The sequence below is a fragment of the Streptomyces sp. 5-10 genome (assembly GCF_014712245.1).
Taxonomy (GTDB): Bacteria; Actinomycetota; Actinomycetes; order Streptomycetales; family Streptomycetaceae; genus Streptomyces; species Streptomyces violaceusniger.
In genome coordinates, this window is record NZ_JACVYG010000006.1 from 186,126 (window position 1) to 211,396 (window position 25,271).

The 25,271-nt window shown below is 72.0% G+C and carries 24 protein-coding genes; 16 read left to right on the plus strand and 8 right to left on the minus strand.

Annotated elements, in window-relative coordinates; genetic code table 11:
- Positions 1-27: 27 nt before the first annotated feature.
- The 7 genes from IEJ02_RS09975 (at position 28) to IEJ02_RS10005 (ending at position 7,562) form a co-directional block, all read left to right on the plus strand.
- A complete protein-coding gene (locus IEJ02_RS09975) occupies positions 28-1,485 on the plus strand; it encodes an aldehyde dehydrogenase family protein (protein WP_191064415.1) in 1,458 nt (485 codons plus the stop codon).
- 148 nt (positions 1,486-1,633) lie between these two features.
- On the plus strand, positions 1,634-2,200 hold the full coding sequence (locus IEJ02_RS09980) for a DinB family protein (protein WP_191064416.1): 567 nt from the start codon (positions 1,634-1,636) through the stop codon (positions 2,198-2,200).
- 70 nt (positions 2,201-2,270) lie between these two features.
- Positions 2,271-2,900 carry a PadR family transcriptional regulator gene (locus IEJ02_RS09985; RefSeq protein WP_191064417.1) on the plus strand — a complete coding sequence of 210 codons (630 nt, stop codon included), beginning with the start codon at positions 2,271-2,273 and terminating at the stop codon, positions 2,898-2,900.
- Between the two features lie 149 nt (positions 2,901-3,049).
- The gene (locus IEJ02_RS09990; RefSeq protein ID WP_191064418.1) at positions 3,050-4,063 is read left to right on the plus strand and encodes an ATP-binding cassette domain-containing protein; all 1,014 of its coding nucleotides are present in this window, start codon (positions 3,050-3,052) and stop codon (positions 4,061-4,063) included.
- Positions 4,060-4,845, plus strand: a complete 786-nt coding sequence (locus IEJ02_RS09995) for an ABC transporter permease (protein ID WP_191064419.1) — start codon at positions 4,060-4,062, stop codon at positions 4,843-4,845. Before IEJ02_RS09990 ends, IEJ02_RS09995 begins: the two co-directional genes overlap by 4 nt.
- Positions 4,846-4,944: 99 nt before the next feature.
- Positions 4,945-6,789, plus strand: coding sequence for a collagen-like domain-containing protein (locus IEJ02_RS10000; RefSeq protein WP_191064420.1), 1,845 nt, complete (start codon positions 4,945-4,947; stop codon positions 6,787-6,789).
- Positions 6,783-7,562 carry a hypothetical protein gene (locus tag IEJ02_RS10005; RefSeq protein WP_191064421.1) on the plus strand — a complete coding sequence of 260 codons (780 nt, stop codon included), beginning with the start codon at positions 6,783-6,785 and terminating at the stop codon, positions 7,560-7,562. Before IEJ02_RS10000 ends, IEJ02_RS10005 begins: the two co-directional genes overlap by 7 nt.
- Here the strand turns inward: IEJ02_RS10005 and gad are convergent.
- Together gad and leuE are read right to left on the minus strand one after the other, a co-directional pair.
- Positions 7,543-8,955, minus strand: a complete 1,413-nt coding sequence (gene gad / locus IEJ02_RS10010; RefSeq protein WP_191064422.1) for a glutamate decarboxylase — start codon at positions 8,953-8,955, stop codon at positions 7,543-7,545. The two genes, IEJ02_RS10005 and gad, sit on opposite strands and share 20 nt — an antisense overlap.
- A gap of 91 nt (positions 8,956-9,046) precedes the next feature.
- On the minus strand, positions 9,047-9,769 hold the full coding sequence (gene leuE / locus IEJ02_RS10015; RefSeq protein ID WP_191064423.1) for a leucine efflux protein LeuE: 723 nt from the start codon (positions 9,767-9,769) through the stop codon (positions 9,047-9,049).
- Positions 9,770-9,893: 124 nt separating this feature from the next.
- Between leuE and IEJ02_RS10020 the strand changes: the two genes are divergently transcribed.
- The 3 genes from IEJ02_RS10020 to IEJ02_RS10030 all read left to right on the plus strand — a co-directional run bounded on the left by IEJ02_RS10020 (position 9,894) and on the right by IEJ02_RS10030 (position 13,594).
- The gene (locus IEJ02_RS10020; RefSeq protein WP_191064424.1) at positions 9,894-10,670 is read left to right on the plus strand and encodes a MerR family transcriptional regulator; all 777 of its coding nucleotides are present in this window, start codon (positions 9,894-9,896) and stop codon (positions 10,668-10,670) included.
- A gap of 232 nt (positions 10,671-10,902) precedes the next feature.
- Positions 10,903-11,610 (plus strand): DedA family protein, encoded by a 708-nt coding sequence (locus IEJ02_RS10025; protein WP_191064425.1) that lies wholly within the window; start codon positions 10,903-10,905, stop codon positions 11,608-11,610.
- A gap of 277 nt (positions 11,611-11,887) precedes the next feature.
- The gene (locus IEJ02_RS10030; RefSeq protein ID WP_191064426.1) at positions 11,888-13,594 is read left to right on the plus strand and encodes a threonine/serine exporter family protein; all 1,707 of its coding nucleotides are present in this window, start codon (positions 11,888-11,890) and stop codon (positions 13,592-13,594) included.
- A gap of 177 nt (positions 13,595-13,771) precedes the next feature.
- On the opposite strand, the gene IEJ02_RS10035 is transcribed toward IEJ02_RS10030, so the two are convergent.
- Positions 13,772-14,263, minus strand: a complete 492-nt coding sequence (locus IEJ02_RS10035; RefSeq protein ID WP_014061662.1) for an inorganic diphosphatase — start codon at positions 14,261-14,263, stop codon at positions 13,772-13,774.
- Between the two features lie 86 nt (positions 14,264-14,349).
- Between IEJ02_RS10035 and dacB the strand changes: the two genes are divergently transcribed.
- From dacB to folE, 6 genes are all read left to right on the plus strand, one after another.
- Positions 14,350-15,978, plus strand: a complete 1,629-nt coding sequence (dacB, locus tag IEJ02_RS10040; protein ID WP_191064427.1) for a D-alanyl-D-alanine carboxypeptidase/D-alanyl-D-alanine endopeptidase — start codon at positions 14,350-14,352, stop codon at positions 15,976-15,978.
- Between the two features lie 88 nt (positions 15,979-16,066).
- Entirely contained in the window at positions 16,067-17,206 is a 1,140-nt protein-coding gene (locus tag IEJ02_RS10045) for a zinc-dependent metalloprotease (RefSeq protein WP_191064428.1), read from the plus strand.
- A 210-nt stretch (positions 17,207-17,416) separates the two neighbouring features.
- Positions 17,417-18,529, plus strand: a complete 1,113-nt coding sequence (gene tilS / locus IEJ02_RS10050; RefSeq protein ID WP_191064429.1) for a tRNA lysidine(34) synthetase TilS — start codon at positions 17,417-17,419, stop codon at positions 18,527-18,529.
- 60 nt (positions 18,530-18,589) lie between these two features.
- Entirely contained in the window at positions 18,590-19,129 is a 540-nt protein-coding gene (gene hpt, locus IEJ02_RS10055; protein WP_137980823.1) for a hypoxanthine phosphoribosyltransferase, read from the plus strand.
- Positions 19,130-19,384: 255 nt separating this feature from the next.
- Positions 19,385-21,427 (plus strand): ATP-dependent zinc metalloprotease FtsH, encoded by a 2,043-nt coding sequence (gene ftsH, locus IEJ02_RS10060; RefSeq protein ID WP_137978542.1) that lies wholly within the window; start codon positions 19,385-19,387, stop codon positions 21,425-21,427.
- Between the two features lie 125 nt (positions 21,428-21,552).
- Entirely contained in the window at positions 21,553-22,158 is a 606-nt protein-coding gene (gene folE / locus IEJ02_RS10065) for a GTP cyclohydrolase I FolE (protein WP_137978541.1), read from the plus strand.
- A gap of 9 nt (positions 22,159-22,167) precedes the next feature.
- Here the strand turns inward: folE and IEJ02_RS10070 are convergent, their stop codons facing one another.
- From IEJ02_RS10070 to folP, 5 genes are all read right to left on the minus strand, one after another.
- A complete protein-coding gene (locus tag IEJ02_RS10070; RefSeq protein WP_191064430.1) occupies positions 22,168-22,665 on the minus strand; it encodes a DUF3180 domain-containing protein in 498 nt (165 codons plus the stop codon).
- Positions 22,666-22,727: 62 nt separating this feature from the next.
- Positions 22,728-23,321, minus strand: a complete 594-nt coding sequence (folK, locus tag IEJ02_RS10075) for a 2-amino-4-hydroxy-6-hydroxymethyldihydropteridine diphosphokinase (protein WP_191064431.1) — start codon at positions 23,319-23,321, stop codon at positions 22,728-22,730.
- A complete protein-coding gene (folB, locus tag IEJ02_RS10080; RefSeq protein ID WP_369075643.1) occupies positions 23,318-23,677 on the minus strand; it encodes a dihydroneopterin aldolase in 360 nt (119 codons plus the stop codon). Before folB ends, folK begins: the two co-directional genes overlap by 4 nt.
- A gap of 203 nt (positions 23,678-23,880) precedes the next feature.
- Complete coding sequence (locus IEJ02_RS10085; protein ID WP_191064432.1) at positions 23,881-24,366, minus strand: nuclear transport factor 2 family protein; 486 nt, start codon at positions 24,364-24,366, stop codon at positions 23,881-23,883.
- Positions 24,363-25,241 carry a dihydropteroate synthase gene (gene folP, locus IEJ02_RS10090; protein ID WP_191064433.1) on the minus strand — a complete coding sequence of 293 codons (879 nt, stop codon included), beginning with the start codon at positions 25,239-25,241 and terminating at the stop codon, positions 24,363-24,365. The genes IEJ02_RS10085 and folP overlap by 4 nt, the downstream gene beginning before the upstream one ends.
- Between the last annotated feature and the right edge of the window lie 30 nt (positions 25,242-25,271).

The following is a 25,271-nucleotide window of genomic DNA, read 5'->3' on the forward strand; positions in this document are numbered from 1 at the left end:
GCACCGCGTCCTGCAGATAGGGATGGCATGTCCTACTTCTCCGAATTGGCCCTTCAGTTCATCGACGGTGAGTGGCGCGGCGGAAGCGGTTCCTGGGACATCGTCGACTTCAACCCCTACAACGGGGAGAAGCTGGCCTCCATCACCGTGGCGACCGTCGAGGAGGTGGACCTGGCCTACCGGGCGGCCGAGCGGGCGCAGCCGGAGTGGGGCGCCACCAACCCCTACGCCCGGCGGGCGGTGTTCGAGCGGGCGCTGCGGATCATCGAGGACCGCGAGAAGGAGCTCACCGAGACGATCATCGCGGAGTGCGGCGGCACCCATGTGAAGGCGGGCTTCGAGCTGCACCTCGCCAAGGAGTTCCTGCGCGAGGCGATCCAGCTGGCGCTGCGGCCCGAGGGCCGCATCCTGCCGTCGCCGGTGGACGGCAAGGAGAACCGCCTCTACCGGCTGCCGGTGGGCGTGGTCGGCGTCATCAGCCCGTTCAACTTCCCCTTCCTGCTGTCGCTGAAGTCGGTCGCCCCCGCGCTGGCCCTCGGCAACGCCGTCGTCCTCAAGCCGCACCAGAACACCCCGGTCTGCGGCGGCGGTCTGGTCGCCAAGATCTTCGAGGAGGCGGGGCTGCCCGCCGGGCTGCTCAATGTCGTGGTCACCGACATCGCGGAGATCGGCGACGCCCTGATCGAGCACCCCATACCGAAGGTGATCTCCTTCACCGGCTCGGACAAGGTCGGCCGGCACGTCGCCACCGTGGCCGCCTCCCACTTCAAGCGCACGGTCCTGGAGCTGGGCGGCAACAGCGCGCTGGTCGTGCTGGACGACGCCGACCTGGACTACGCGGTGGACGCGGCCGTCTTCAGCCGCTTCGTCCACCAGGGGCAGGTCTGCATGGCGGCCAACCGGGTGCTGGTGGACCGGGCGGTCGAGCGGGAGTTCACGAGGAAGTTCGTGGCCAAGGTGGAGACGCTGAAGGTGGGCGATCCGGTCGACCCCACCACCCACATCGGCCCGCTGATCAACGAGGGCCAGGCCGAGGCGATCACCCAGCTCGTCGACCAGACGATCGCCGATGGCGCCACCGCGCTGGTGCGCGGGCGGACCGAGGGCACCCTGATGGGGCCGACCGTGCTCACCGGGGTCCCGGAGGGCTCGGCGATCCTCGGCCAGGAGGTCTTCGGCCCGGTGGTGACGCTGATTCCGTTCGACGGCGACGACGAGGCCGTACGGATCGCCAATGACACCGACTACGGGCTCAGCGGGGCCGTGCACACCGCCGACATCGAGCGCGGGGTGCGGTTCGCCCGGCGGATCCACACCGGCATGATCCATGTGAACGACAGCACGGTCCACGACGAGCCGATCGTGCCGTTCGGCGGGGAGAAGCACTCCGGCCTCGGGCGGCTCAACGGGGAGTCGATGATCGAGGACTTCACCACCACCAAGTGGATCTCCATCCAGCACGGCCGGAGCCAGTTCCCGTTCTGATGCGTCGCCCGGCGGGCTGATGCGCCGTCCGGCGGGCTGATGCGTCGCCCGGCGGGCTCGCGGACAGAAGCTGACCGCAAGCCTTCCTAGCGTGGGGTTCATCGAAGGGCGCCGGACCCGGGCGCCCTCCAGATGAGAGGTGGCGGCCATGCCCGTAGTCGTGAACCCCGAAGCGTGCGGCACCGAGCGCGACGCGCTGCTCGCGTACATGGACGCGCAGCGCGGCGCCATCCGGCGTGCCGTGTACGGCCTCACCGAGGAGCAGGCCCGCTCCGCTCCCAGCGCGAGCGCGCTCTCGCTGGCCGGGGTGCTCAAGCACGTGGTCACGGGCGAGCGTGGCTGGCTGCGCGTCCTCCAGGGCAAGGCGGGGAACCCCAAGGACCAGATGGCCGAGTGGGAGCACACCTTCGAGCCCACCGAGGACGAGACGGTGGAGGCGCTGCTCGCCCTGTACGACGAGGTGGCGCGCGAGACCGAGGAAGCCGTACGGGCCCTGCCGTCGCTGGACGAGACGTTCGAGGCGCTCCGGCTCCCCTGGGACGAGGGCGGTACCCGCACCTGGCGCTGGGCGGTCCTCCACCTGATCGAGGAAGTCGCCCGGCACGCCGGCCACGCCGACGTCATCCGCGAGACGATCGACGGCAAGGGCGCCTTCGACCTCGTCTTCGAGACGGGGGCGATGCCGGAGCCCGACTGGTCGGTCCTGGAGCGGTGATCCGCCCGGCCCGCCGACCCCCTAGCCTGGTCATCGCGGGGTGCGGGACCAGGATGGAGACGAGCGGGCGATGTCAGCGATCCGGCTGCTGGTGTTGGGGGCCGTGCGCCAGCACGGGCGGGCGCACGGCTATCAGGTCCGTAACGACCTGGAGTTCTGGGGCGCGCACGAGTGGTCCAACGCCAAACCCGGGTCCATCTACCACGCGCTCAAGCAGATGGCGAAGCAGGGGCTGATGCGCGCTCACGACGTCGCGCCGAGCACGGTCGGCGGGCCGCCGCGGACCGAGTACGAGCTGACCGAGGCGGGCGAGGAGGAGTACTTCCGGCTGCTGCGGGAGGCGCTGCTGCGCCATGACCAGAAGATCGACGAGCTGACGGCCGGGGTGGGTTTCATCGTGGACCTGCCACGGGACGAGGCGATCGCCCTGCTCAAGCGGCGGGTGGCGGCGCTGGAGGAGTGGCGGGCCGAGGTGACCCGGCACTGGACGCCACCGGACGGCACCCCCGAGGAGTGGGGCCATATCGGCGAGATCATGAAGTTCTGGGTGCACTCCGCGGACAGCGGGGCGGAGTGGACCCGTGGGCTGATCGAGCGGCTCGAGGGCGGGGCGTATGTGATGGCGGGCGAGGGGGAGCGCTCGGTGGATGTGCTGCCGGAAGGCGTCACCAATCCGTACGCCGCGCCCGGCGCGGACTGAGCCACCACCCTGCCGACTGAGGACGGCTGACGGCGGGCGGCTGCGTTAATCAAGTTTGACTAGCTGGGGTTCGGGCAGTACGTTTCCGCGTGCGTAGTCAAACTTGACTACGTGGTGCGGAGAAGAGTCACGAGGGAGAGGGGAAGACCTTGGCCGACAGCGATCCCGCGATCGTCGTCGAGGGGCTGCGGAAGACCTACCGGGACAAACCGGCGCTCGCCGGACTCGACCTGACCGTCCCGCAGGGCACCGTGCACGCCGTGCTCGGCCCCAACGGCGCGGGCAAGACCACCTGCGTACGGATTCTGGCCACCCTGCTGCGGCACGACGGCGGCCGGGCCGAGGTCGCCGGGTACGACGTGCTGCGCGAACCCGACGAGGTCCGCTACCGCATCGGCCTCGTCGGCCAGCACGCCGCGGTGGACGAGGAGCTGAGCGGACGGCAGAACCTGGAGATGTTCGGCCGCCTCTACCACCTGGGCGGACGCCGGGCGGCGGCCCGCGCGGACGAGCTGCTGGAGCGGTTCGGCCTCGCCGGCACCGGCACCAAGGCCGTCAGCGGGTACAGCGGCGGCATGCGGCGCAGGCTGGACCTCGCGGCCAGCCTCATCATGCGGCCGCGGATCCTCTTCCTGGACGAGCCGACCACCGGGCTCGACCCCCGGGGCCGTACGGAGGTGTGGAACGCGGTCCGCTCGCTGGTGGACGGCGGTACGACCGTGCTGCTCACCACGCAGTACCTGGAGGAGGCGGACCAACTCGCGGACCGCGTCTGCGTGATCGACGAAGGGCGGGCCATCGCCGACGGGACCGCCGACGAGCTCAAGGCCCGGCTCGGCGGGGACCGTATCGAGGTGGTGCTGCGCGACGCGGGCCAACTGACCGCCGCCGCCTCGGTCGTGGGCAGGGCGACCGGCGCCGCCGAGGTCGAGACCGACCCCGACCGGCGGCGGCTCGGCGCGCGGGTCACCGACCGGGTGGCCGCGCTGACGGAGACCGTACGGGCGCTGGCGGCGGCCGGGATCGAGGCGGAGGACATCGTGCTGCGCCGCCCCACGCTCGACGAGGTCTTTCTACACCTCACCGGGGAACCGGCGTCGGCGGACACGGCGTCGGCGGATACGGCGTCGGCTGACACGGCCGAGGAGGAGACCCTCGTATGACGACCGCGACCCTCATCGACTCCTGGACCATGACCCGCCGCGGACTCGCGCACTGGGCCCGGCAGCCCGTCCAGGTGGCCGTCCAGCTGGTCTTCCCGGTGATGATGCTGGTGATGTTCGCCTACTTCCTCGGCGGCGGGATGACCGTCCCGGGCGGCGGCGACTACAAGGAGTACCTGGTGCCGGGCACGTTCGCGCTCACCATGGTGTTCGGGCTCGAGGGGACGATGCTCGCCATCACCCAGGACCTCAACAAGGGCGTCATCGACCGCTTCCGCTCGATGCCGATGGCCCGCTCGGCGGTCCTGGTCGGGCGCAGTGTGCTGGACATGCTCCAGTCGGCGCTCGGGCTGCTCGTCCTCCTCGGGGCCGGACTCGCGATGGGCTGGCGCTGGCACGGCGGGCCCGGCGACGCGCTGCTCGCCGTCGGGCTGCTGCTGTGGCTGCGCTTCGCGATGCTGTGGCTCGGCATCTTCCTGGGCATGGCCGCCGGACGCCCGGAGATGGTGCAGGCCGTACAGATCCTGGTCTGGCCGGTGGGCTTCCTCTCCAACGTCTTCTCCTCGCCCGAGACCATGCCCGGCTGGCTCGGCGCCCTCGCGGTCTGGAACCCGATGTCGGCGACGGCCACCGCGATCCGCGAGCTGTTCGGCGGTCCCGGCGGCGGTGGCGACTCCTGGGCCGCGGACCACGCCCAACTTCTCGCCGTCTGCTGGCCGCTGGCGCTGATCGCGGTCTTCCTTCCGATCGCGGTGCGGCGTTACGGGAGGCTCAGCCGCTGACGGCGGCCCCCGGATCCGGATGCCGCGCCGGTCACACCTCCACATGCCGCACCGGTCACACCTCCACCGGTCGTCGCCGGTTGCGGATACGGTGCAGGTATGGGGAACGACAGGTCGGGCACGGGGGCGGAGACGGTGAGCGGGCCCGGATACGCCCTGCTGCTCGCCGCCGGTCCGGCCGGCAAACAGCGACTGATGGACGCGGCCGCCGCGTTGCCCCAGCTCGCCGCCGTGCCACCGGCGGCGCTGCTGGGCACGCCCGGCGGCGCCAGCGTCGTCCAACTCGTGGACCCGGTCGACCCGCAGACCGTGCTGACGCATCTGCGGACCGCCGCCGCGCACCCGGGCCCGGTGCTGGTCCATCTCGCGGGTCAGCTCACCCTCGACGCCAAACAGCGGCTGCCGCACCTGGCGTTGGCCCGTACGACGCCGAGGACCGCCCGCTACACGGCGCTGCCCTGGCACTGGCTGGCCGCCGAGCTCGGCCGGCGCCCGCCGGGCAGCACCGTCGTGGTCGCCGACCTGGTGGCCGACGAGACGGCCTGGCCACCGCTGCGAACCGCCGGCCCGTCCGCCCTCGCGGCGGGGCTGACCCTCTACGGCACGGTGGCACCCGCCCCGCCCAAGCGGCAGACGGCCACGCCGGACTACAGCCGCGCGTTCGCCGGACTGCTGCGGGCCGTCGCCGAACGCCCGCCACTCGTGCTACTGCACCAGCGCGCCGTGCTGGAGGCCGGGCTGGGCACCGGCCCCGAACTGCTCCTGGACGGCGCCGAGTCGGGCGAGCCATACCCAACCCCGGACGCCGCTCCTGGCCCGGAGGCCACCCCATGGCCCGGGCAGAGCACACCGCGCGGGGCGACCTGGCAGGCGGGGCCAGCGGCCGAACCGGCTGGGCTGACTGGGCAGGCGGGGCCGGTTGAGCAGGCGGGGCTGGCTAGGCAGGCGGGGCCGGTTGGGCAGGCGGGGCCGGCCGGGGCAGCCGGACCGAGTGGGCCGCCCGAGCAGGCCGGGGCGAGTGGGCGGGCCATATTGGCTGGGCAGGCCGGGGAGATCCGGCCGACCGGGCCGACCGGGGCAGCCGGACTGAGCGGACCGATCGAGCAGGCCGGGGTGACCGGGGCAGCCGGATCGAGTGGGCGGGCCATATCGGCTGGGCAGACTGGAGAGATCCGGCCGACCGGGGCAGCCGGGCAAGTCGGGGCAACGGGGCAGACTCGGGCAGCCGGGCATCCCGGGCCGACCGGGGCAGCCGGACTGAGCGGACCGATCGAGCAGGCCGGGGCGACCGGGGCGACCGGATCGAGTGGGCAGGCCGGGCAGGCCGTATGGGCTGGGGAGGCCGGGGCGGCCGGGCCGGTGGCGGTTACGCCGCCGCCCATGCCGCCGGGCCCTCCCGAATCGTTCCGCCCCGCCGACCCCCTACCGGCGCCCCCATCACTGCACCCGCCCCAGCCGACGCACGCCCCCGCGCCCCCGCCGCCCGGGTGGGCGCCCGTGGCCGATCCGCTCGCCTCGACGCACGCGGCGATATTCGAGGCGGCCAACGCGGGGCGGCACAGCGAGGCGGCCTCGATGGCGGCCGCCTGGGAGCAGGAGGCGCTCCGGACGGCCGGTCCCCGGTCCGACGAGGCGATCCACTGGCTGGAGGTCCGCGCCGATCTCTCCCGTATCGCCGGAGACCCGGCCCGCGCCTGCGAGCTGTGGCTCGCGGTGGCCGACGCGCGGCTGGGCAACGGGGAACCGGCCGAGCACCCCGAGGTCGAGGGGGCCGTGGACCGGGCGCACCACCAGTGGCAGTTCGTGGCGGACCGGGCCAGGGCCGGTGCCCTCGCGCCGCTGTTGATCGAGCTGCGGGGCCGGGTGCCCGGCCGCAGACCCGGTGCGCTGGAGGCGGTCCGGCGCCGGGCCGAGCTGCTCCGGGCCCCGGCCCGGACGTGCTGACCACGGTCACCTCCGGCCCGGACGTGCTGACCACGGTCACCTCCGGCCCGGACGTGCTGACCACGGTCACCTCCGGCCCGGACGTGCTGACCACGGTCACCTCCGGCCCGGACGTGCTGACCACGGTCACCTCCGGCCCGGACGTGCTGACCACGGTCACCTCCGGCCCGGACGTGCTGACCACGGTCACCTCCGGCCCGGACGTGCTGACCACGGTCACCTCCGGCCCGGACGTGCTGACCACGGTCACCTCCGGCCCGGACGTGCTGACCACGGTCACCTCCGGCCCGGACGTGCTGACCACGGTCACCTCCGGCCCGGACGTGCTGACCACGGTCACCTCCGGCCCGGACGTGCTGACCACGGTCACCTCCGGCCCGGACGTGCTGACCACGGTCACCTCCGGCCCGGACGTGCTGACCACGGTCACCTCCGGCCCGGACGTGCTGACCACGGTCACCTCCGGCCCGGACGTGCTGACCACGGTCACCTCCGGCCCGGACGTGCTGACCACGGTCACCTCCGGCCCGGACGTGCTGACCACGGTCACCTCCGGCCCGGACGTGCTGACCACGGTCGCCTCCGGCCCGGACGTTCTGACCGCCGTCGCCCCCGGCCCGGACGTTCTGACCACGGTCACCCCCGGCCCGGACGTCCCGACCGCCGTCGCCCCCGGCCCGGACGTTCTGACCACGGTCACCCCCGGCCCGGACGTCCCGACCGCCGTCGCCCCCGGGACCGGAGACACCGGGCTCAGTGGTGGAACGCCTTGACGGCCTTCCCCGTGGGCGCGGGCTGTGATCGCAGCTCGGGCAGCAGCGAGCCCAGGTCGTCCAGGAAGAGATCGGCGAGGTCCTCCGAGAAGCCGTTGCGGCACACCACCCGCAGGACGGACAGGTCCTCCCAGTTGGGCGGGAAGGTGTACGCGGGCACCAGCCAGCCGCGTTCGCGCAGCCGCCGGGAGACGTCGTAGACGTCGAAGTCGCGGATCCCCTCCGCCGTGGTGAACGCGAACACCGGCAGCTGATCGCCGCGGCTGAGCATGGTGAAGTCCCCGAACGCCTCGATCCGCTCGGCGAGCGAGCGCGCCACATCGCGGGTCCGCTGCTGAACGGCGCGATAGCCCTCCCGGCCCAGCCGGACGAAGGTGTAGTACTGGGCGGCCACCTGCGAGCCGGGCCGGGAGAAGTTGAGCGAGAACGTGGGCATGTCGCCACCGAGGTAGTCGACGCGGAAGACCAGCTCCTCGGGCAGCGCGTCCGGCGAACGCCACAGCGCCCACCCCACCCCGGGGTAGACCAGGCCGTACTTGTGGCCCGAGGTGTTGATGGAGGCGACCCGCGGCAGCTGGAAGTCCCACACCAGGTCCGGGTCGAGGAACGGCGCGACCATCGCGCCCGAGGCGCCGTCCACGTGCACCGGGATGTCCAGGCCCGTGCGCTCCTGGAGGTCGTCCAGCGCCCGGCACACCTCGGCGACGGGTTCGTAGGAGCCGTCGAAGGTGGAGCCGAGGACCGCGACGACCCCGATGGTGTTCTCGTCGCACAGCCCGGCGGCGGCCTGGGGATCGAGGTGGAACCGGTCGCCCTCCATGGGCACCTGCCGCGCCTCCACCTCCCAGAAGGCGCAGAACTTCTCCCAGCACACCTGGACATTGGTGCCCATGACCAGATTGGGGCGGGCGGTGGCCGGATAGCTCACCGGGTTCCGCTTGGCCCAGCGCCGTTTGAAGGCCATTCCGGCCAGCATGCACGCCTCGCTCGACCCCGTGGTGGAGCAGCCCACGACCGCGTCCGGATCGGGCGCGTGCCACAGATGGCCGAGCATCGCCACGCACCGCCGCTCCAGTTCGGCGGTGCGCGGGTACTCATCCTTGTCGATCATGTTCTTGGCGAGGCAGTCGGACATCAGCGTGCCCGCCTGCGGCTCCATCCACGTGGTGACGAACGTGGCGAGATTCTGGCGGGCGTTGCCGTCCAGCATCAGCTCGTCATGGACGAACTGATACGCCGTCGTGGGCGCCATCGGCTCGTCCGGGAGGCGGTGGCGCGGGGGCCTGCCGGCCATTCCGCTGGCCGGATTGGCCTCGCCGTAGAGCGGATTGACGGAGAACTCGGGGCGTTCGTCGAGGGCGCGTCGTCCGGGAGTGCCTTGGTGAAGTGCCATCTTCGTTAAATTAGGCGCATATCGGAGATAAACCCCGATCCCGCGCCGCGTCCCGCGCCCTGCCCGCTGAGGAGCGGCTACCGCGTCACGGCTACCCCGCGCTGCTGAGCGACAGCTTCGCCGCGAAGCCGAGGAACGCCGTGCCCGCGGCCGCCGAGAGCCCCGCCCGCAGCCGCCGGCGCCGCCGGAAGGTGGCCGCCAGATACGTACCGCTGAAGATCAGCACCGACAGATAGGTGATGCTGAACAGCTGCGCCCAGGCGCCCAGCGCCACGAAGGACAGCGCGGGATGGGCGTAGTCCGGATCCACGAACTGCACGAAGAAGGAGATGAAGAAGAGGATCGCCTTCGGGTTCAGCAGGCTGATGACCAGCGCTCGGCGGTACGGACGCTCGCCCTCGGCGGACCCCATGGCCGTATCCTCGGCTGCCCCGGCCCCGGCCCCGGCCCCGGCCCCGGCCGCGCCCCGCGCCTCCGCCGCGCTCCGGGCCGCCTCCGCGGTCCCCGGGCGGCGGCGCCACACGGCCCGCGCCCCGCGCAGCATGCCCACCGCGAGCCAGGTCAGATAGCCCGCGCCCGCGAACTTGACCACCGCGAAGAGCACCGGGCTGGCGTGCAGCAGCGAGGCCACCCCGCCCGCCGACAGCGCCATCAGCACGGCGTCGCCGCACAGCACCCCGGCCGCCGCCCGATAGCCGGTACGGGGGCCACGGCGGGCCGCGACCGACACCACATACAGCGAATTGGGGCCCGGCAGCAGGATGATCAGCGCCAGACCGGCCAGATACGTCGAAAGATCGGTTATCCCCAGCACGATCGGCAGGATGACAGTGGTCCGCCGCGCCGCCCAGTCGATTTCGCCATCCGGACTTGCACCTCACGCGACGTGAGGGAGCACCGTGGAACCCGTACCGAACAGAAGGAGAGCGGATTCGGCCATGAGCTATTCCGTGGGACAGGTGGCGGGCTTCGCCGGCGTCACGGTGCGCACGCTGCACCACTACGACGAGATCGGGCTGCTGCGCCCCGGCGCCCGCAGCGCGGCGGGACACCGGCGTTACGACGACGCCGACCTCGACCGGCTGCAGCGGATCCTGTTCTACCGGGAGCTCGGCTTTCCGCTCGAGGAGGTGGCGGTGCTGCTCGACGACCCGGACATCGATCCGCAGGCCCACCTGCGGCGTCAGCACCAGCTGCTGACCGAAGGGATCGAGCGGCTGCGGAAGATGGCCGCCGCCGTCGAACGAGCCATGGAGGCGCGGAAGATGGGCATCAACCTGACCCCCGAGGAGAAGTTCGAGGTCTTCGGGGACGTCGACCCGGACCAGTACCAGGAGGAGGTCGAGCAGCGCTGGGGGAACACCGAGGCGTACAAGGAGTCCCAGCGCAGGGCGGCCACGTACACCAAGGAGGACTGGAAGCGGATCCTGGAGGAGGGGGACGACATCAACAACCGCTTCGTCGCGCTGATGGGCGCGGGCACCCCGCCGGAGTCCGAGGCGGCGATGGACCTCGCCGAGGAGCACCGGCAGTGGATCAGCCGCAACCACTACGAGTGCGGCCATGAGATGCACACCTGCCTGGGCCGGATGTACGTCTCGGACCACCGCTTCACGGAGAACTTCGACACGGTGAGGCCGGGGCTGGCCGGCTACCTCCGGGACGCGATCCTCGCGAACGCGGAGCGGCACGGCTGGGGGGCCGAGGGATCGTGACGCCTGCGGCGGGCTCGTTCCCCCTCCCCGCCCCTTCCCAGCACCTGACGATATGCGGCTCCGCCGCGTGCGGGGCTCCGCCCCTCAACCCCGGGGTTTTGCGGTGGGAACCAAGGGGACGCACACGGCGTTGATAGCTTTGGGCGGCACACTGCGAAGAACACTCAGTCCGCCCCAACCCTGCGGCCGGGCCTCGCACGAGCCTGCATTCCTCGACCCAGGAGCCTCACCCGTGACCACCCTCGCGCTCGGCCCTCAGTGGCTGGACCCGGACTATCTGATCCAGACCTTCGGTCTGCTCGGCGTTCTGGCCATCGTTTTCGCGGAGTCCGGCCTGCTCATCGGCTTCTTCCTGCCGGGCGACTCGCTGCTGTTCACCACCGGCCTGCTGGTGACCACCAATGTGATCAAGCAGGATCTGTGGCTGGTGTGCGTCGCCGTTGCGGTCGCCGCGATCCTCGGTGACCAGGCCGGATATCTCTTCGGCCGGAAGGTGGGTCCGTCGCTGTTCCGGCGCCCCGACTCCAAGCTCTTCAAACAGGAGAACGTGGAGAAGGCGCATGAGTTCTTCGAGAAGCACGGGCCGAAGTCGCTGATCCTCGCCCGCTTCGTGCCCATCGTGCGGACGTTCACGCCGATCATCGCGGGCGTGAGCCGGATGAACTACCGCTCGTTCATCATCTTCAACATCATCGGCGGTGTGTTGTGGGGCACCGGCGTCACCCTGCTCGGCTCGGCGCTCGGCAAGGTCGACTTCGTGCATCAGCACATCGAGCTGATACTGATCGCGATCGTGCTGCTGTCGATCATCCCGATCGTGATCGAGTACCTGCGGGCCCGCGGCAAGGCGAAGAAGGAGGCCGCCGCGCGGCCGGAGCCGCAGGGACCGGCCGCGGGGCCGCCCTCCCAGGGGCCGCGCGGGCGCCACGCCAAGCGCTGAGCCGCGGGGCGGGCGTCGGCCGCCCTCGGTGATCCCCCGCCCCCCGTTTCCCCCGCCCCCCGTTTCCCCCGCCCCCTGTTTCCCTCGCCTCCCCCGTTTCCTCCGTTCTTCCCCTCGCCTCTCCTCCACCTCTTTCGCCGGGCGTCACACGCGTTACACACCGCCCCACCTCCCCTGCGGCGGTCACCGCACCGCACAATGGGCTCCGGTGGCCGCCGATGTTGCATCCTTGGCTGCTGGGAACCGTACGGGGAGGGCTGGTGAGGAGCGAGGACACGTGAGGTCGGACCGTCAGCAGACGCCGCGTGCCGTGAGCGCGGCGGAGACGGACACGGGGGAGCAGCAGAAGCCGCTGTCCGACGAGGCGCACAGCGCCTTCACCCCGCCCCTGGGCATACCCCTGCCGCCGCCGCCCGAGGACGAGCACCCGACGTCGGAGTTCGCCGTCCCCGACGGGCTGACGGCGGAGGCCCCCGCCGAGCCCGAGGGTTCGGCGTTCGTACCGCCCCCCGGGGTGAAGACCCCCTCGAGCAACCAGACCACCGGCGGCTTCCCCGTCATCACCCCGCCGAACGGCGTGCCCATCGTCCGGCTGACCAAGGACGCCCCCTGGCAGGACCGGATGCGCACGATGCTGCGCATGCCGATCAGCGAGCGGCCGACGCCCGAGCGCGTCGAGCGGCAGGACGAGACGGGCCCGGCCGTGCCGCGTGTGCTCGACCTCACCCTCCGCATCGCCGAGCTGCTGCTCGCGGGCGGCGAGGGGGCCGAGGACGTCGAGGCGGCGATGCTCGGCGTGGCGCACGCGTACGGGCTCGACCGCTGCGAGCCGACCGTCACCTTCACCCTGCTGTCGGTCAGCTACCAGCCCTCGCTGGTCGACGACCCGGTCACCGCCAGCCGGACCGTACGGCGCCGGGGCACCGACTACACCCGGCTGTCCGCGGTCTTCCGGCTCGTGGACGACATCACCTCGCGGGACGACTTCACGCTGGAGGAGGCGTACCGGCGGCTCGCCGAGATACGCCGTAACCGCCACCCCTACCCCGGCTGGGCGCTCACCGTGGCCGGCGGCGGGCTGGCCGGCGCGGCGAGCATGCTGGTCGGCGGTGACTGGCCGGTCTTCTTCGCGGCGGCCCTCGGCGCGATGCTCGGCGACCGGCTGGCGTGGCTGGCCTCCGGGCGCGGGCTTCCGGAGTTCTACCAGTTCGTGGCCGCGGCGATGCCGCCCGCCGCGATCGGGGTGGCGCTCAGCCTCGCCAACTCCGGGCTCCAGGCGTCCGCCGTGATCACCGGTGGGCTGTTCGCGCTGATCCCCGGGCGGGCGCTGGTCGCGGGCGTCCAGGACGGGCTGACCGGCTACTACATCACCGCGGCGGCGCGCCTGCTGGAGGTCGGCTATCTGATCGTCGGCATCGTCTGCGGGGTGCTCACGGTGCTCTACGGGGGTCTCCAGCTCGACGCCAAGCTCAACCCGGAGGCGGCGCTGCGCCATGTGGAGCGGCCGTACATCCAGATCCTGGCGGCGATGCTGCTCGCGCTGACCTTCTGCATCCTGCTCCAGCAGGAACGCCACACCGTGCTGTTCGCCACGCTCAACGGCGGGGTCGCCTGGGTGGTCTACGGCGCGCTGGCCGACACCGCCAACGTCCCGCCGGTGGCCGCCACGACCGTGGCCGCCGGGCTGGTCGGCCTCTTCGGTCAGCTGCTCTCGCGGTATCGATACGCCTCGGCGCTGCCGTACGTCACGGCGGCGATAGGGCCCCTACTGCCCGGTAGCGCGACCTACTTCGGGCTGCTCGCGCTGGCCCAGGGCAACCTGGACCGCGGCATTCCGCACCTCACCCAGGCGGCGGCACTGGCCCTGGCGATCGCCATAGGGGTGAACCTGGGAGGCGAGGCCGCGCGCCTCTTCCTGAAGATCCCCGGCGGGGACACCGACCCCTCCGGCCGTCGCGCCGCCAAGCGCACGCGGGGCTTCTGACCGGGACCCCGGGCCGTCGTCCCGGGCCGGGGGACCGCTGTCGGCCCGGCCCCGGAGACCACCGCCACCCCGGTCCCGGAGACCGCCGCCGTCCCGGGCCTCAGGACCCGGAAACGCGGGAGGGCGGGGCACCCGCACGGTGCCCCGCCCTCCCGGCGTGATCAGAGTGATCAGAACTCAGTGGCCGCCGGCGGCCTCGAGACGCTTGATGGACGCCTCCACCTCGGCCTCGGCCTCGGCGCGGCCCACCCAGTTGGCCCCCTCGACCGACTTCCCCGGCTCCAGGTCCTTGTAGACCTCGAAGAAGTGCTGGATTTCCAGGCGGTCGAACTCTGAAACGTGGTGAATATCACGCAGATGCTCCACCCGGGGGTCCGAGGCCGGTACGCAAAGCAGCTTGTCATCGCCGCCCGCCTCGTCGGTCATCCTGAACATGCCGATGGCGCGGCACTTGATCAGGCAGCCGGGGAACGTCGGCTCGTCGAGAATGACCAGTGCGTCCAGCGGGTCACCGTCCTCGCCGAGGGTGTTCTCGACGAAGCCGTAGTCCGCGGGGTAGCTGGTCGACGTGAAGAGTCGCCGGTCAAGGCGGATGCGACCCGTCTCGTGGTCCACCTCGTACTTGTTCCGCGAACCCTTCGGGATCTCGATGGTGACGTCGAACTCCACGGGTGGCTCCTCCATGATCAACACATACGTCTGGTGATTAAGTGTCCCCCACGCAGGTGTGTGGTGGCGAAAGGGGCTGGTCGGTCGTGCCTGAAGCCCGATCGTGGCAGGTCAGGGAGTGGCTGAGCCACCGGCTGAGCCGTGGGCGACGCGAGTTGGACCGGATGCGCGGGCGTGGGCTGCGCGAGTTGGACCGGATGCGCGGGCGTGGGCTGCGCGAGTGGCACCGCGTGCGCGCCCGTGTTCGGCGCGAATGGCGTCATACGCCCCGCGAACAGCAGCGGACATGGCAACTGGTCGCGGTCTCCGCCGCGACCGGCCTGGTGGTCGCCGTGGTGTCGGTGCTGGTGGCCGGGCCCTGGGACGGCGGTCAGCGGACGGCCGAACGCGCCCGCGCCACCGAGGACGGCGTCCCGGGCGAGCGGCACGGCGGCCCGGGGCGGCCCGCGCCCAGCGCCCCGCCCGTCCTGGCGGCGCTCGGCGCGCAGCCCGCGCCCCGGTCGTCGGACAGCGGCGGCGACGCCGTGCCGCCGCCCACCGGGGCGGGGCTCGCCGACACGCTCGAACCGCTGCTGAAGGACTCCGCGTTGGGCGGTGAGCGCTCGGTGGCGGTGATGGACGTGACCACCGGTCAGCAGGTGTTCGGCGCCAAGGCGGGCACGGCCATCGTCCCCGCCTCCACGATCAAGCTCGCGACCGGCGCCGCGGCCCTCTCCGCCCTCGGCCCGGACCACCGCATCAGGACCAGCGTCGTGGCGGGCGCGGGCCGGGACGACATCGTGCTGGTCGGCGGCGGCGACCCCACGCTCACCGCGCGGGCCGTCAAGGGGAACGACCACCCCGCCGCGCTCCGCCAGTTGGCCGATGCCACCGCCCGCGCCCTGAAGAAGCGCGGCGCGGGCCCCTACCGGCTCGGCTACGACACCTCGCTCTACTCCGGGCCGAAGCTCCACCCCATCGGCCCCAACGAGAACCTCTCGCCCGTCGTCCCCCTGATGGCCGATGAGGGCCGTAAGGACGACAGCGACCACGGCCCGGCCCCGCGCGGCGAGGACCCGGCCGCCGACGCGGCCGGCGCCTTCGCCGCGATGCTGCGCGACCGCGGGGTCGAGGTGAAGGGCGAGCCCCGGGCCCGCGGGGCCGCCAAGGGCGCCCGTACGGTGGCCTCCGTCCGCTCCCAGCCGCTGTCCTCGCTCGTCGAGCGGATGCTGACCACCAGCGACAACGACATCGCCGAGGCCCTTTCCCGGCAGACCGCCCTCGCCGCGGGCGAGCCCGCCAGCTTCGCGGGCGGCGCGAAGGCCGTGACCCAGCGGCTGCGCAAGCTCGAGCTGCCGCTGGGCGGTGCCCGGATCGCGGACGGCAGCGGGCTCGACCGCGCCGACCACGTCTCCGCCGGGCTGCTCGCCCAGGTGCTGGTGCGCGCCGCCGACCGCGACCACCCCGAGTTGCGGCCGCTGCTCACCGGGCTGCCGGTGGCCGGATTCACCGGCACCCTGCGCACCCGCTACGCCCAGGACGCGGTCGGCCGGGGCGTGGTCCGCGCCAAGACCGGCACCCTCACCGGGGTCAACAGCCTCGCGGGCTCGGTCGTGGACGCGGACGGCCGGCTGCTGGTCTTCGCGTATCTGACCAACGGCACCACCGATGCCACCGGCGCCCAGCGCGCCCTGGACCGGATGGCCTCGGCCCTCGCCAACTGCGGCTGCCGCTGAGCCGAGGGGTGCCCAGGACGCGGGGTGGCCGCCTGTGCGGACCCCCGGTGTCCTCCCGGATGGGGCGCGGGCCACGTACCGTGAAGCCATGACGAGCATCGGTGGTGTGGAGATGGTCGACTGGAACCTCGCGGTCGCGACCGCGACCCGGCTGGTGCGCCCAGGGCCCGAGGTGAGCCGCGAGGAGGCGCGCGCGGTCGTCGCGGAGCTGCGCCGGCACGCCAAGTCCTCGGAGGAGCACGTCCGCGCCTTCACCCGGATGGCCGTCTCCGGCGGCCCGGCCTCCGACACCCCCGTCCTCGTGGTGGACCGCGCGGGCTGGATCAGGGCGAACGTGGCGGGCTTCCGGCAGATCCTCAAACCGCTGCTCGGCAAGGTGCAGGACCGGCGCGGCGGACTGCCCGGCGGGGCCGTGCTGGGCGCGGTCGGCGGCAAGGTGACCGGGGTCGAGCTGGGGATGCTGCTGTCCTTCCTGGCCTCCCGGGTGCTCGGCCAATACGAGACGTTCGCGCCCGCGACCCGCGAGCTGCCCGGCTCCCCGGGCGGCGGCCGGCTGCTGCTGGTGGCGCCCAACATCGTCCACGTGGAGCGCGAACTCGACGTGGCCCCGCACGACTTCCGGCTGTGGGTCGCGCTGCACGAGGAGACCCACCGCACCCAGTTCACCGCCGTGCCCTGGCTGCGTGACCACATCGAGTCCGAGATCCAGGCGTTCCTCGGCGAGACCGACGTGGACCCGGCCACCCTGCTGGAGCGGGTCCGCGAGGCCGTCCAGTCGCTGAGCGGCGGCCGTCCCGCCGACGAGGGGGACGAGGCGGACGGGCGCGGCGCGCCCAGCATCATCGAGCTGGTCCAGACCCCGGTCCAGCGGGAGATCCTGGCCCGTCTGACCGCGGTGATGTCGCTGCTGGAGGGGCACGCCGACTACGTCATGGACGGGGTGGGGCCGGAGGTCGTGCCGTCCGTCGCGGAGATCCGGGAGAAGTTCCAGAAGCGCCGGGCGAGCGGCGCGGGCCGGCTGGACCAGGCGCTGCGCAAGCTGCTGGGGCTCGACGCCAAGCTGCGGCAGTACCGTGACGGGGAGCGGTTCGTACGGGCGGTGGTGAACCAGGTCGGCATGGACGGCTTCAACCGGGTCTGGACCTCGCCCAACACGCTGCCGACCAAGGCGGAGATCAGCAAACCCGCCGAGTGGGTCGCGCGGGTGCACCGCAAGGCGGAGTCCTAGAACCGGCACACACCCGGCACACACGGAAACGGACGAACGCCCCCTTTAATCACTCGTCCGAGGGACCGTTGGCGACGGGTAGGCGTGCGATGCTCGGGGAACAGCTCGCTTCTGTCACCATCGACATACGCAGCGTGACGAAAAGCTCGTACCGCTCGTACTCCTCGCACCCCCCGAGGCACCCCCTCGAATGACAGATGGGAAACGGACATGGGTCCCCATCCAGCGGTCGCCGCGATACGCCTCGCGGTCCGCCGCGTCCTCCACGACATCCTCGTCGCCCAATCGGCCGCGCCCCCGGCCGCCTCGTCGCCCTCCGCTCCCTCCTCTCCCTCCTCGTCGGCTCCGGCCCCCGGCCCCCGCGGCTCCGCCCCGCGGGACGACGCACCGCTCGTGCTCGCCGCCTGCTCGGGCGGCGCCGACTCCATGGCGCTCGCCTCCGCCCTCGCCTTCGAGGCCCCGCGGGCCGGGCTGCGCGCCGGCGGGGTCACCGTCGACCACGGCCTCCAGCAGGGGTCCGACGCCCGCGCCGCCGAGGTCGCCGACCGGATGCGGGCCCTGGGCCTGGCGCCGGTCGAGGCGATCGCCGTGTCCGTCGGCCGGAGCGGCGGCCCCGAGGCCGCCGCGCGGGACGCCCGCTATGCCGCGCTGGACGCCGCCGCCGAGCGCCACGGCGCCGCCGCGGTGCTGCTCGGCCACACCCGTGACGACCAGGCCGAGACGGTTCTGCTGGGCCTCGCCCGCGGCTCCGGCACCCGCTCGCTGTCCGGCATGGCCTGGGTCTCCGGCACCGGCGGCCGCTACCGCCGCCCCTTCCTCCAGCTGGACCGGCACACCGTGCGCGAGGCGTGCCTGGCCCAGTCGCTGCCCGTCTGGGACGACCCGCACAACGTGGACCCCTCCTACACCCGCTCCCGGGTCCGCCACGAGGCGCTGCCCATCCTGGAGAAGGCGCTGGGCAAGGGCGTCGTCGAGGCGCTCGCCCGCACCGCCCAGCTCTCCCGTGACGACGCCGACGCCCTCGACGCCTGGGCCGCGCGCGCCGAGGCCGATGTGATGACCACCGCACCGGCGGCGGCCGGTGGCGCGCAGGCCGTGCACCTCGACACCGTCGGCCTGCACGGACTGCCCACCGCCGTCCGCCGCCGGGTGCTGCGCCGGGCCGCCATCGCCGCGGGCGCGCCCGCCGGTTCGCTCTTCGCCCGCCACATCGAAGAGGTGGACCGGCTGATCACCGGCTGGCGCGGGCAGCGGGCCATCAACCTCCCCGGCCGCGTCGAGGTCCGCCGGGAGGGTGGCAGACTGGTCATCCGGCAGGGCTGATCCGCCCGAGCCAGACGAGCCGGTAGTCGAACGAGAGTGGCGCGGGTGGACGACAAGGACATGGGCACCGACCTCAAGTCGGTCCTCATCACCGAGCAAGAGATCAACGCGAAGCTGGCCGAGCTGGCCGCCGCCATCGACGAGGAGTACGCGGGCAAGGATCTGCTGATCATCGGCGTGCTCAAGGGCGCGGTCATGGTGATGGCGGATCTGGCGCGTGCCCTCTCCACGCCCGTCACCATGGACTGGATGGCCGTATCGTCCTACGGCGCGGGCACCCAGTCCTCCGGCGTGGTGCGTATCCTGAAGGACTTGGACACCGACATCAAGGGCAAGCACGTCCTGATCGTCGAGGACATCATCGACTCCGGACTGACGCTGTCGTGGCTGCTGTCGAACCTGGGCTCGCGCGAGCCGGCCTCGCTGAACGTCTGCACCCTGCTGCGCAAGCCGGAGGCGGCCAAGGTCGCCATCGAGGTGAAGTGGGTCGGCTTCGACATCCCCAATGAGTTCGTCGTCGGCTACGGCCTGGACTACGCCGAGAAGTACCGGAACCTGCGGTTCGTCGGCACCCTGGCCCCTCACGTCTACGGCGGCTGACGGGCGCGGCCGCCCCCTGGGAACCCGGCGGGGTTTTCCGCCGTTGGAGCAGGGGAAGGCGGTTTCGTTAACAGTCCACGGCGGCGTCGGGTGACAATGCTGGGGTACCGTCCGAAGGTCAGTCTTTTTCGAGACTGAGGATTACACAGCTCATACACCGCAAATACACCGCAATACACCGCACGCACAGGCGCCCCTCCAGGGCTGCCGTGCCTCACTGTGGCAGGAGGGACGGGGCGACTTCGCCCCGTATGGATGGACGTGAAGCGCTACTTCCGTGGGCCGGTCATGTGGATCGTGCTGGCCGTCCTCGCCGTGGTCGTGTTGATGCAGGTCGTCGGCTCGTCCGGCGGCTACAAGTCGGTGGACACCAGTCAGGTCGTCAAGGCGATCAACCAGAACCAGGTCCAGTCCGCCGAACTGACGACCGGCGACGAGCACAAGGTAAAGATCGAGCTCAAGGACAACGTCGCCAAGATCTCGGGCAGCAACAAGCTCCAGGCCACCTACATCGGTGACCAGGGCGTTGATCTCGCCAAGACTCTGCAGGCCAACGCTCAGAAGCCCAATGGGATCCCCGATGGGTACAACGTCTCGACGTCGAAGCAGAACCCCTTCGTCGGGATCCTGCTCTCGCTGCTCCCGTTCGTGCTGATCGTCGTGGTCTTCCTGTTCCTGATGAACCAGATGCAGGGCGGCGGCTCCCGGGTGATGAACTTCGGCAAGTCGAAGGCCAAGCTCATCACCAAGGACACGCCGAAGACGACCTTCACCGATGTGGCGGGGGCCGACGAGGCGGTCGAGGAGCTCCAGGAGATCAAGGAGTTCCTCCAGGAGCCGGCGAAGTTCCAGGCCGTGGGCGCCAAGATCCCCAAGGGTGTGCTGCTCTACGGCCCGCCCGGTACGGGTAAGACGCTGCTCGCGCGCGCCGTCGCGGGCGAGGCGGGTGTCCCCTTCTACTCGATCTCCGGCTCCGACTTCGTCGAGATGTTCGTGGGTGTGGGTGCCTCCCGGGTCCGCGACCTGTTCGAGCAGGCCAAGGCCAACGCCCCGGCCATCGTCTTCGTCGACGAGATCGACGCCGTCGGCCGGCACCGCGGCGCGGGCATGGGCGGCGGCCACGACGAGCGCGAGCAGACGCTGAACCAGCTGCTCGTCGAGATGGACGGTTTCGATGTGAAGGGCGGGGTCATCCTGATCGCCGCCACCAACCGGCCCGACATCCTCGACCCGGCGCTGCTGCGCCCGGGCCGCTTCGACCGGCAGATCGCCGTCGACCGCCCGGACATGCAGGGCCGGCTGGAGATCCTCAAGGTCCACCAGAAGGGCAAGCCGGTCGCCCCGGACGTCGACCTGTCGGCCGTCGCCCGCCGCACCCCCGGCTTCACCGGTGCCGATCTGTCGAACGTGCTGAACGAGGCCGCCCTGCTGACGGCCCGCAGTGACAAGAAGCTGATCGACAACCACTTCCTGGACGAGGCGATCGACCGCGTCGTGGCTGGTCCGCAGAAGCGGACCCGGATCATGAGCGACAAGGAGAAGAAGATCACCGCGTACCACGAGGGCGGTCACGCCCTGGTCGCGGCGGCGTCTCCGAACAGCGATCCGGTGCACAAGGTCACGATCCTCTCCAGAGGCCGGGCCCTGGGCTACACCATGGTCCTGCCCGACGAGGACAAGTACTCGACCACGCGCAACGAGATGCTGGACCAGCTCGCCTACATGATGGGCGGCCGGGCGGCGGAGGAGCTCGTCTTCCACGACCCGACCACGGGCGCGTCCAACGACATCGAGAAGGCCACCGCCACGGCCCGCGCGATGGTCACGCAGTACGGCATGACCGAGCGGCTCGGCGCGATCAAGTTCGGCTCCGACAACTCCGAGCCGTTCCTCGGCCGTGAGATGGCTCACCAGCGCGACTACTCCGAAGAGGTCGCCGCGCTGGTGGACGAGGAGGTCAAGAAGCTCATCGAGGCCGCGCACAACGAGGCGTGGGAGATCCTCGTCGAGAACCGGGACGTCCTGGACAACCTGGTGCTGGCGCTGCTGGAGAAGGAGACGCTGAACAAGGAGGAGATCGCCGAGATCTTCGCCCCGGTCGTCAAGCGGCCGGCCCGCCCGGCGTGGACCGGCTCCTCGCGGCGTACGCCCTCCACCCGTCCGCCGGTGCTCTCCCCCAAGGAGCTGGCCCCGGCCAACGGCGCCCAGCCCACCTCGGCGGCCTCGCTGACCAAGAGCACCGCCCCGGAGGACAGCGTCGAGCGTCCTGAGGGCTCGGGCTCCGGCTCGGAGAACTGATCCCCGCCACCGGGGGCGGCCTCCGCTCCCGGTGACCCGGAATGAATGCCGCGTCCATCAGGTTCTAGCCTGTTGGACGCGGCATTTTCGCGTTCGTGTGCGTATGTGAGGAACGAGGCAGCTCCATGACCGACCCGGTGACGCTGGACGGCGAGAGCCCCATTGGCGTGTTCGACGAGAAGCGCGCCGAGAACGCGATCCGCGAGCTGCTGATCGCCGTCGGTGAGGACCCCGACCGGGAGGGGCTGCGCGAGACCCCGGGCCGGGTGGCCCGCGCGTACAAGGAGATCTTCGCGGGGCTGCGCCAGGTGCCCGAGGACGTCCTGACCACCACCTTCGACCTGGGCCACGACGAGATGGTGCTGGTGAAGGACATCGAGGTGATGTCCTCCTGCGAGCACCACCTGGTGCCCTTCGTGGGCGTGGCCCATGTGGGCTATATCCCGTCCCACGACGGCAAGATCACCGGGCTGTCCAAGCTGGCCCGGCTGGTCGATGTCTACGCCCGCCGCCCCCAGGTCCAGGAGCGGCTGACCACCCAGATCGCCGACTCCCTGATGCGGATACTGGAGCCGCGCGGGGTGATCGTGGTGGTCGAGTGCGAGCACATGTGCATGACCATGCGCGGGGTGCGCAAGCCCGGCGCCAAGACCCTCACCTCGGCCGTCCGCGGCCAGCTGCGCGACCCGGCCACCCGGGCGGAGGCGATGAGCCTCATCATGGCCCGCTGAGCGGGCCCCTCAGGCGCGGGCCGCCGCGCTCGGGCCGTTGCCGTCGTTGTCGTCGTCCTCGGGGAGCTTGAGCACCCGCTCCAGGAAGAACGCGGCCGCCACCACCCCCGCGCCCGCCAGGACCGAGCCCCCGGCGTAGAGCGCCTGATCGCGGCGGGCGGGCACATCGAGCTGCTCCATGGCCAGGAAGACGCCCACTCCGCCGTACATCCCCGCGACCAGCGCCGCCACCAGCGCGCTGGCCTGCCCGAAGACCACCGCACGGGCGGCCACCATCGGGTCCACGCCCTTGGCGTCGGGCTGCCGCTCCCGCTGGGCGCGCAGCCGGGACCGCAGCGACAGCGCGGTGGCGGCCAGCACGACCGCGATCAGGGCCAGCACGATCGGCGCGGCCACCGGGACGCTCGGCAGCGACCCGAAGGTGTCCCACAGCCGGGCCCCCGCCCACGACACCACACCGGCCACGGCGAACAGCCCGACCAGCACGCCGATCCGAAGTTGCTTCACCGAGCGGTCGCCCCTCAATCCAGTACGTACCAGCGTCTCCCGGAACCTATCCGGATCAACGTCTACTCGGGCAGTCGCAGTTCCAGATCGGCGCGGACCCGGACCCCGCCCCGGCCCACCGTCGCCAGCAGCCCCGCGACCGTCCCGCGCCCGGGGACCTCGGCCTGCGGATCCACGTCGTTCCACGGCACCAGGACGAAGGCGCGCTCATGGGCGCGCGGATGCGGCAGGGTCAGCTGCGGGTCGTCGGAGACCACGTCCTGGTACGCCACGATGTCCACGTCGATGGTGCGCGGGCCCCAGCGCTCGTCCCGCACCCGCTCGAACGCCTCCTCGATGGCGTGGCCGCGCTCCAGCAGCGAGGACGGCGGCAGCGTCGTCTTGATCAGCACCACCGCGTTGAAGTACGTGGCCTGGGTGCCGGGCTCCACGCCCCACGGATCCGTCTCGTACACCGGCGACACGGCCTTGACCCGCAGGCCCGGGGTGTCCTCCAGCGCGTCGATCGCGCCCTGGAGGGTCTCCAGGCGGTTGCCCAGGTTGCTGCCGAGCGAGATCACCGCCCGTTTGGGGTTGCTCAACGTCACGTCGGCGGCGTCCACCTGCTCCACCACGGAGGTGGGAACGGGCTGCACGGTCGGGTCGCTGCTGCTCATACTCGGCTCCGGGTGATGGTGATGGTCACGTCGTCGAAGGGCACGGTGATCGGGGCCTGCGGCTTGTGCACCACGACCTCGACCTCCCGCACCACGTCGTGCTCGAGGCACCGGTCCGCGATCCGTTCGGCCAGCGTCTCGATCAGATCGACCGGCTCACCCCGTACCACGTCCACGACCTCCTCCGCCACCACGCCGTAGTGGACGGTCTTGCCAAGGTCGTCGTCGGCCGCGGCCGGCCGAGTGTCCAGGCCGAGCACGAGGTCCACGACGAAGTCCTGGCCCTCCTCGCGCTCATGGGGCAGCACACCGTGGTGCCCGCGAGCCCTCAGGCCGCGCAGCGCGACACGATCCACCTGAACCACTCCTGCTGGTCGTCGGTACGCGGGCACGTCCCAGCCGGAACGCACCACCCGTCCCCTGCCGTATGCGGGGGTACCTGCCTCGAATCTACCTGCGAGCTCCGGCGGCACCCGCCCATGGGGTGGGCGGCGCACGCTGCCGACGCTCCGCGCCACAGCCTCCTACCCCCACCTCGCGGGGCTCGAACGGGATGAACTCAGCCCGGCAGCAGTCCGTCGTCGGCGGGCCCTTCGGGGCCGCCCGGCTCCTCGTCGTCGCTCTCCGCCAGCACCGGGGAGCCGTGGTGCGCCCAGACCTTCCAGCCGTCCTCCGTCCGGCGGAACACGTTCGTGGCCACGACCAGCTGGCCCACCAGCGGGCCGAGCTGGCCCTCCTCCTCCGCCGGGGCGCCGCTGAGGATGTTCTCGGTGCAGGTCACCAGGGCGGTGTCGGCCATCACCGACACCTCGACATCCGTCAGGAAGAACTGGATGTAGTCCGTGTTGGCCATGATCAGCGCGTAGGAGCGGAGCACCTCGCCCCGGCCGCGCAGCACCGGCCAGCCCGGGTGGACACAGGACACCTCGGTGTCGGGGGAGTCCAGCCAGAGCCGCTGCAGCGTGGCGTGGTCGCCCTGCTCCATGGCGTCGTACAGCGCGGTGTTCACCAGCGCCACACGCTCGCTGTCCGTAAGGGAAGTCACAGCGCTCCCGCCGTGGTCTCGGCCGCTTCGATGGCCCGCGCCACGCGTACCGCGTCCGCGCTGGCCCGTACCTCGTGCACCCGGACGGCCCAGGCGCCCTCGCGCGCCGCGATCGCGGTGACCGCCGCCGTGGCGGCGTCCCGCTCCCGGGCGGGCGGCGGGCTGCCCCCGTCACCGGCCAGGACGCGCCCCAGGAACCGCTTGCGGGAGGCCGCCACCAGCAGCGGCCGGCCCAGCTCCCGCAGCGCGGACAGACGGGCCACCAGCGCCAGGTCGTGCCCGGCGTCCTTGGCGAAGCCCAGGCCCGGGTCGACCACGATCCGCTCCGGGTCGATACCGCCCGCGACCGCCCGCTCCAGGCCGGCGCGCAGCTCGGCGACGACCTCGCCGACCACGTCCGCGTACACCGCTCGGTTGTTCATGTCGATCGACTGGCCGCGCCAGTGCATCACCACGAACGGCACTCCCGCCGCGGCCACCATGGGCACCATCGCGGGGTCGGCGCCGCCGCCGCTGACGTCGTTGACCAGCCGGGCCCCGGCCGCCACGGCCCGCTCGGCCACCGCGGCCCGCATGGTGTCCACGCTGATCAGGGCCCCGGCGGCGGCCAGCTCCCGGACCACGGGGATCACCCGGCGCAGCTCCTCGGCCTCGTCGACGCGCGCCGCGCCGGGCCGGGTCGACTCGCCGCCGACGTCCACCAGGTCCGCCCCGGCCGCGACCAGATCGAGGCCGTGCTTGACGGCCAGATCGGTGTCGAACCACTTCCCGCCGTCGGAGAAGGAGTCGGGTGTGACGTTCACCACGCCCATCACCGCGCACCGGTCCCACTCCGGCAGTCCGGCCACCCGGCCCCGCCCACGCAACGTGCTCATGTGCCCAGCCTAGGCGTAGGCCCTGTCGGG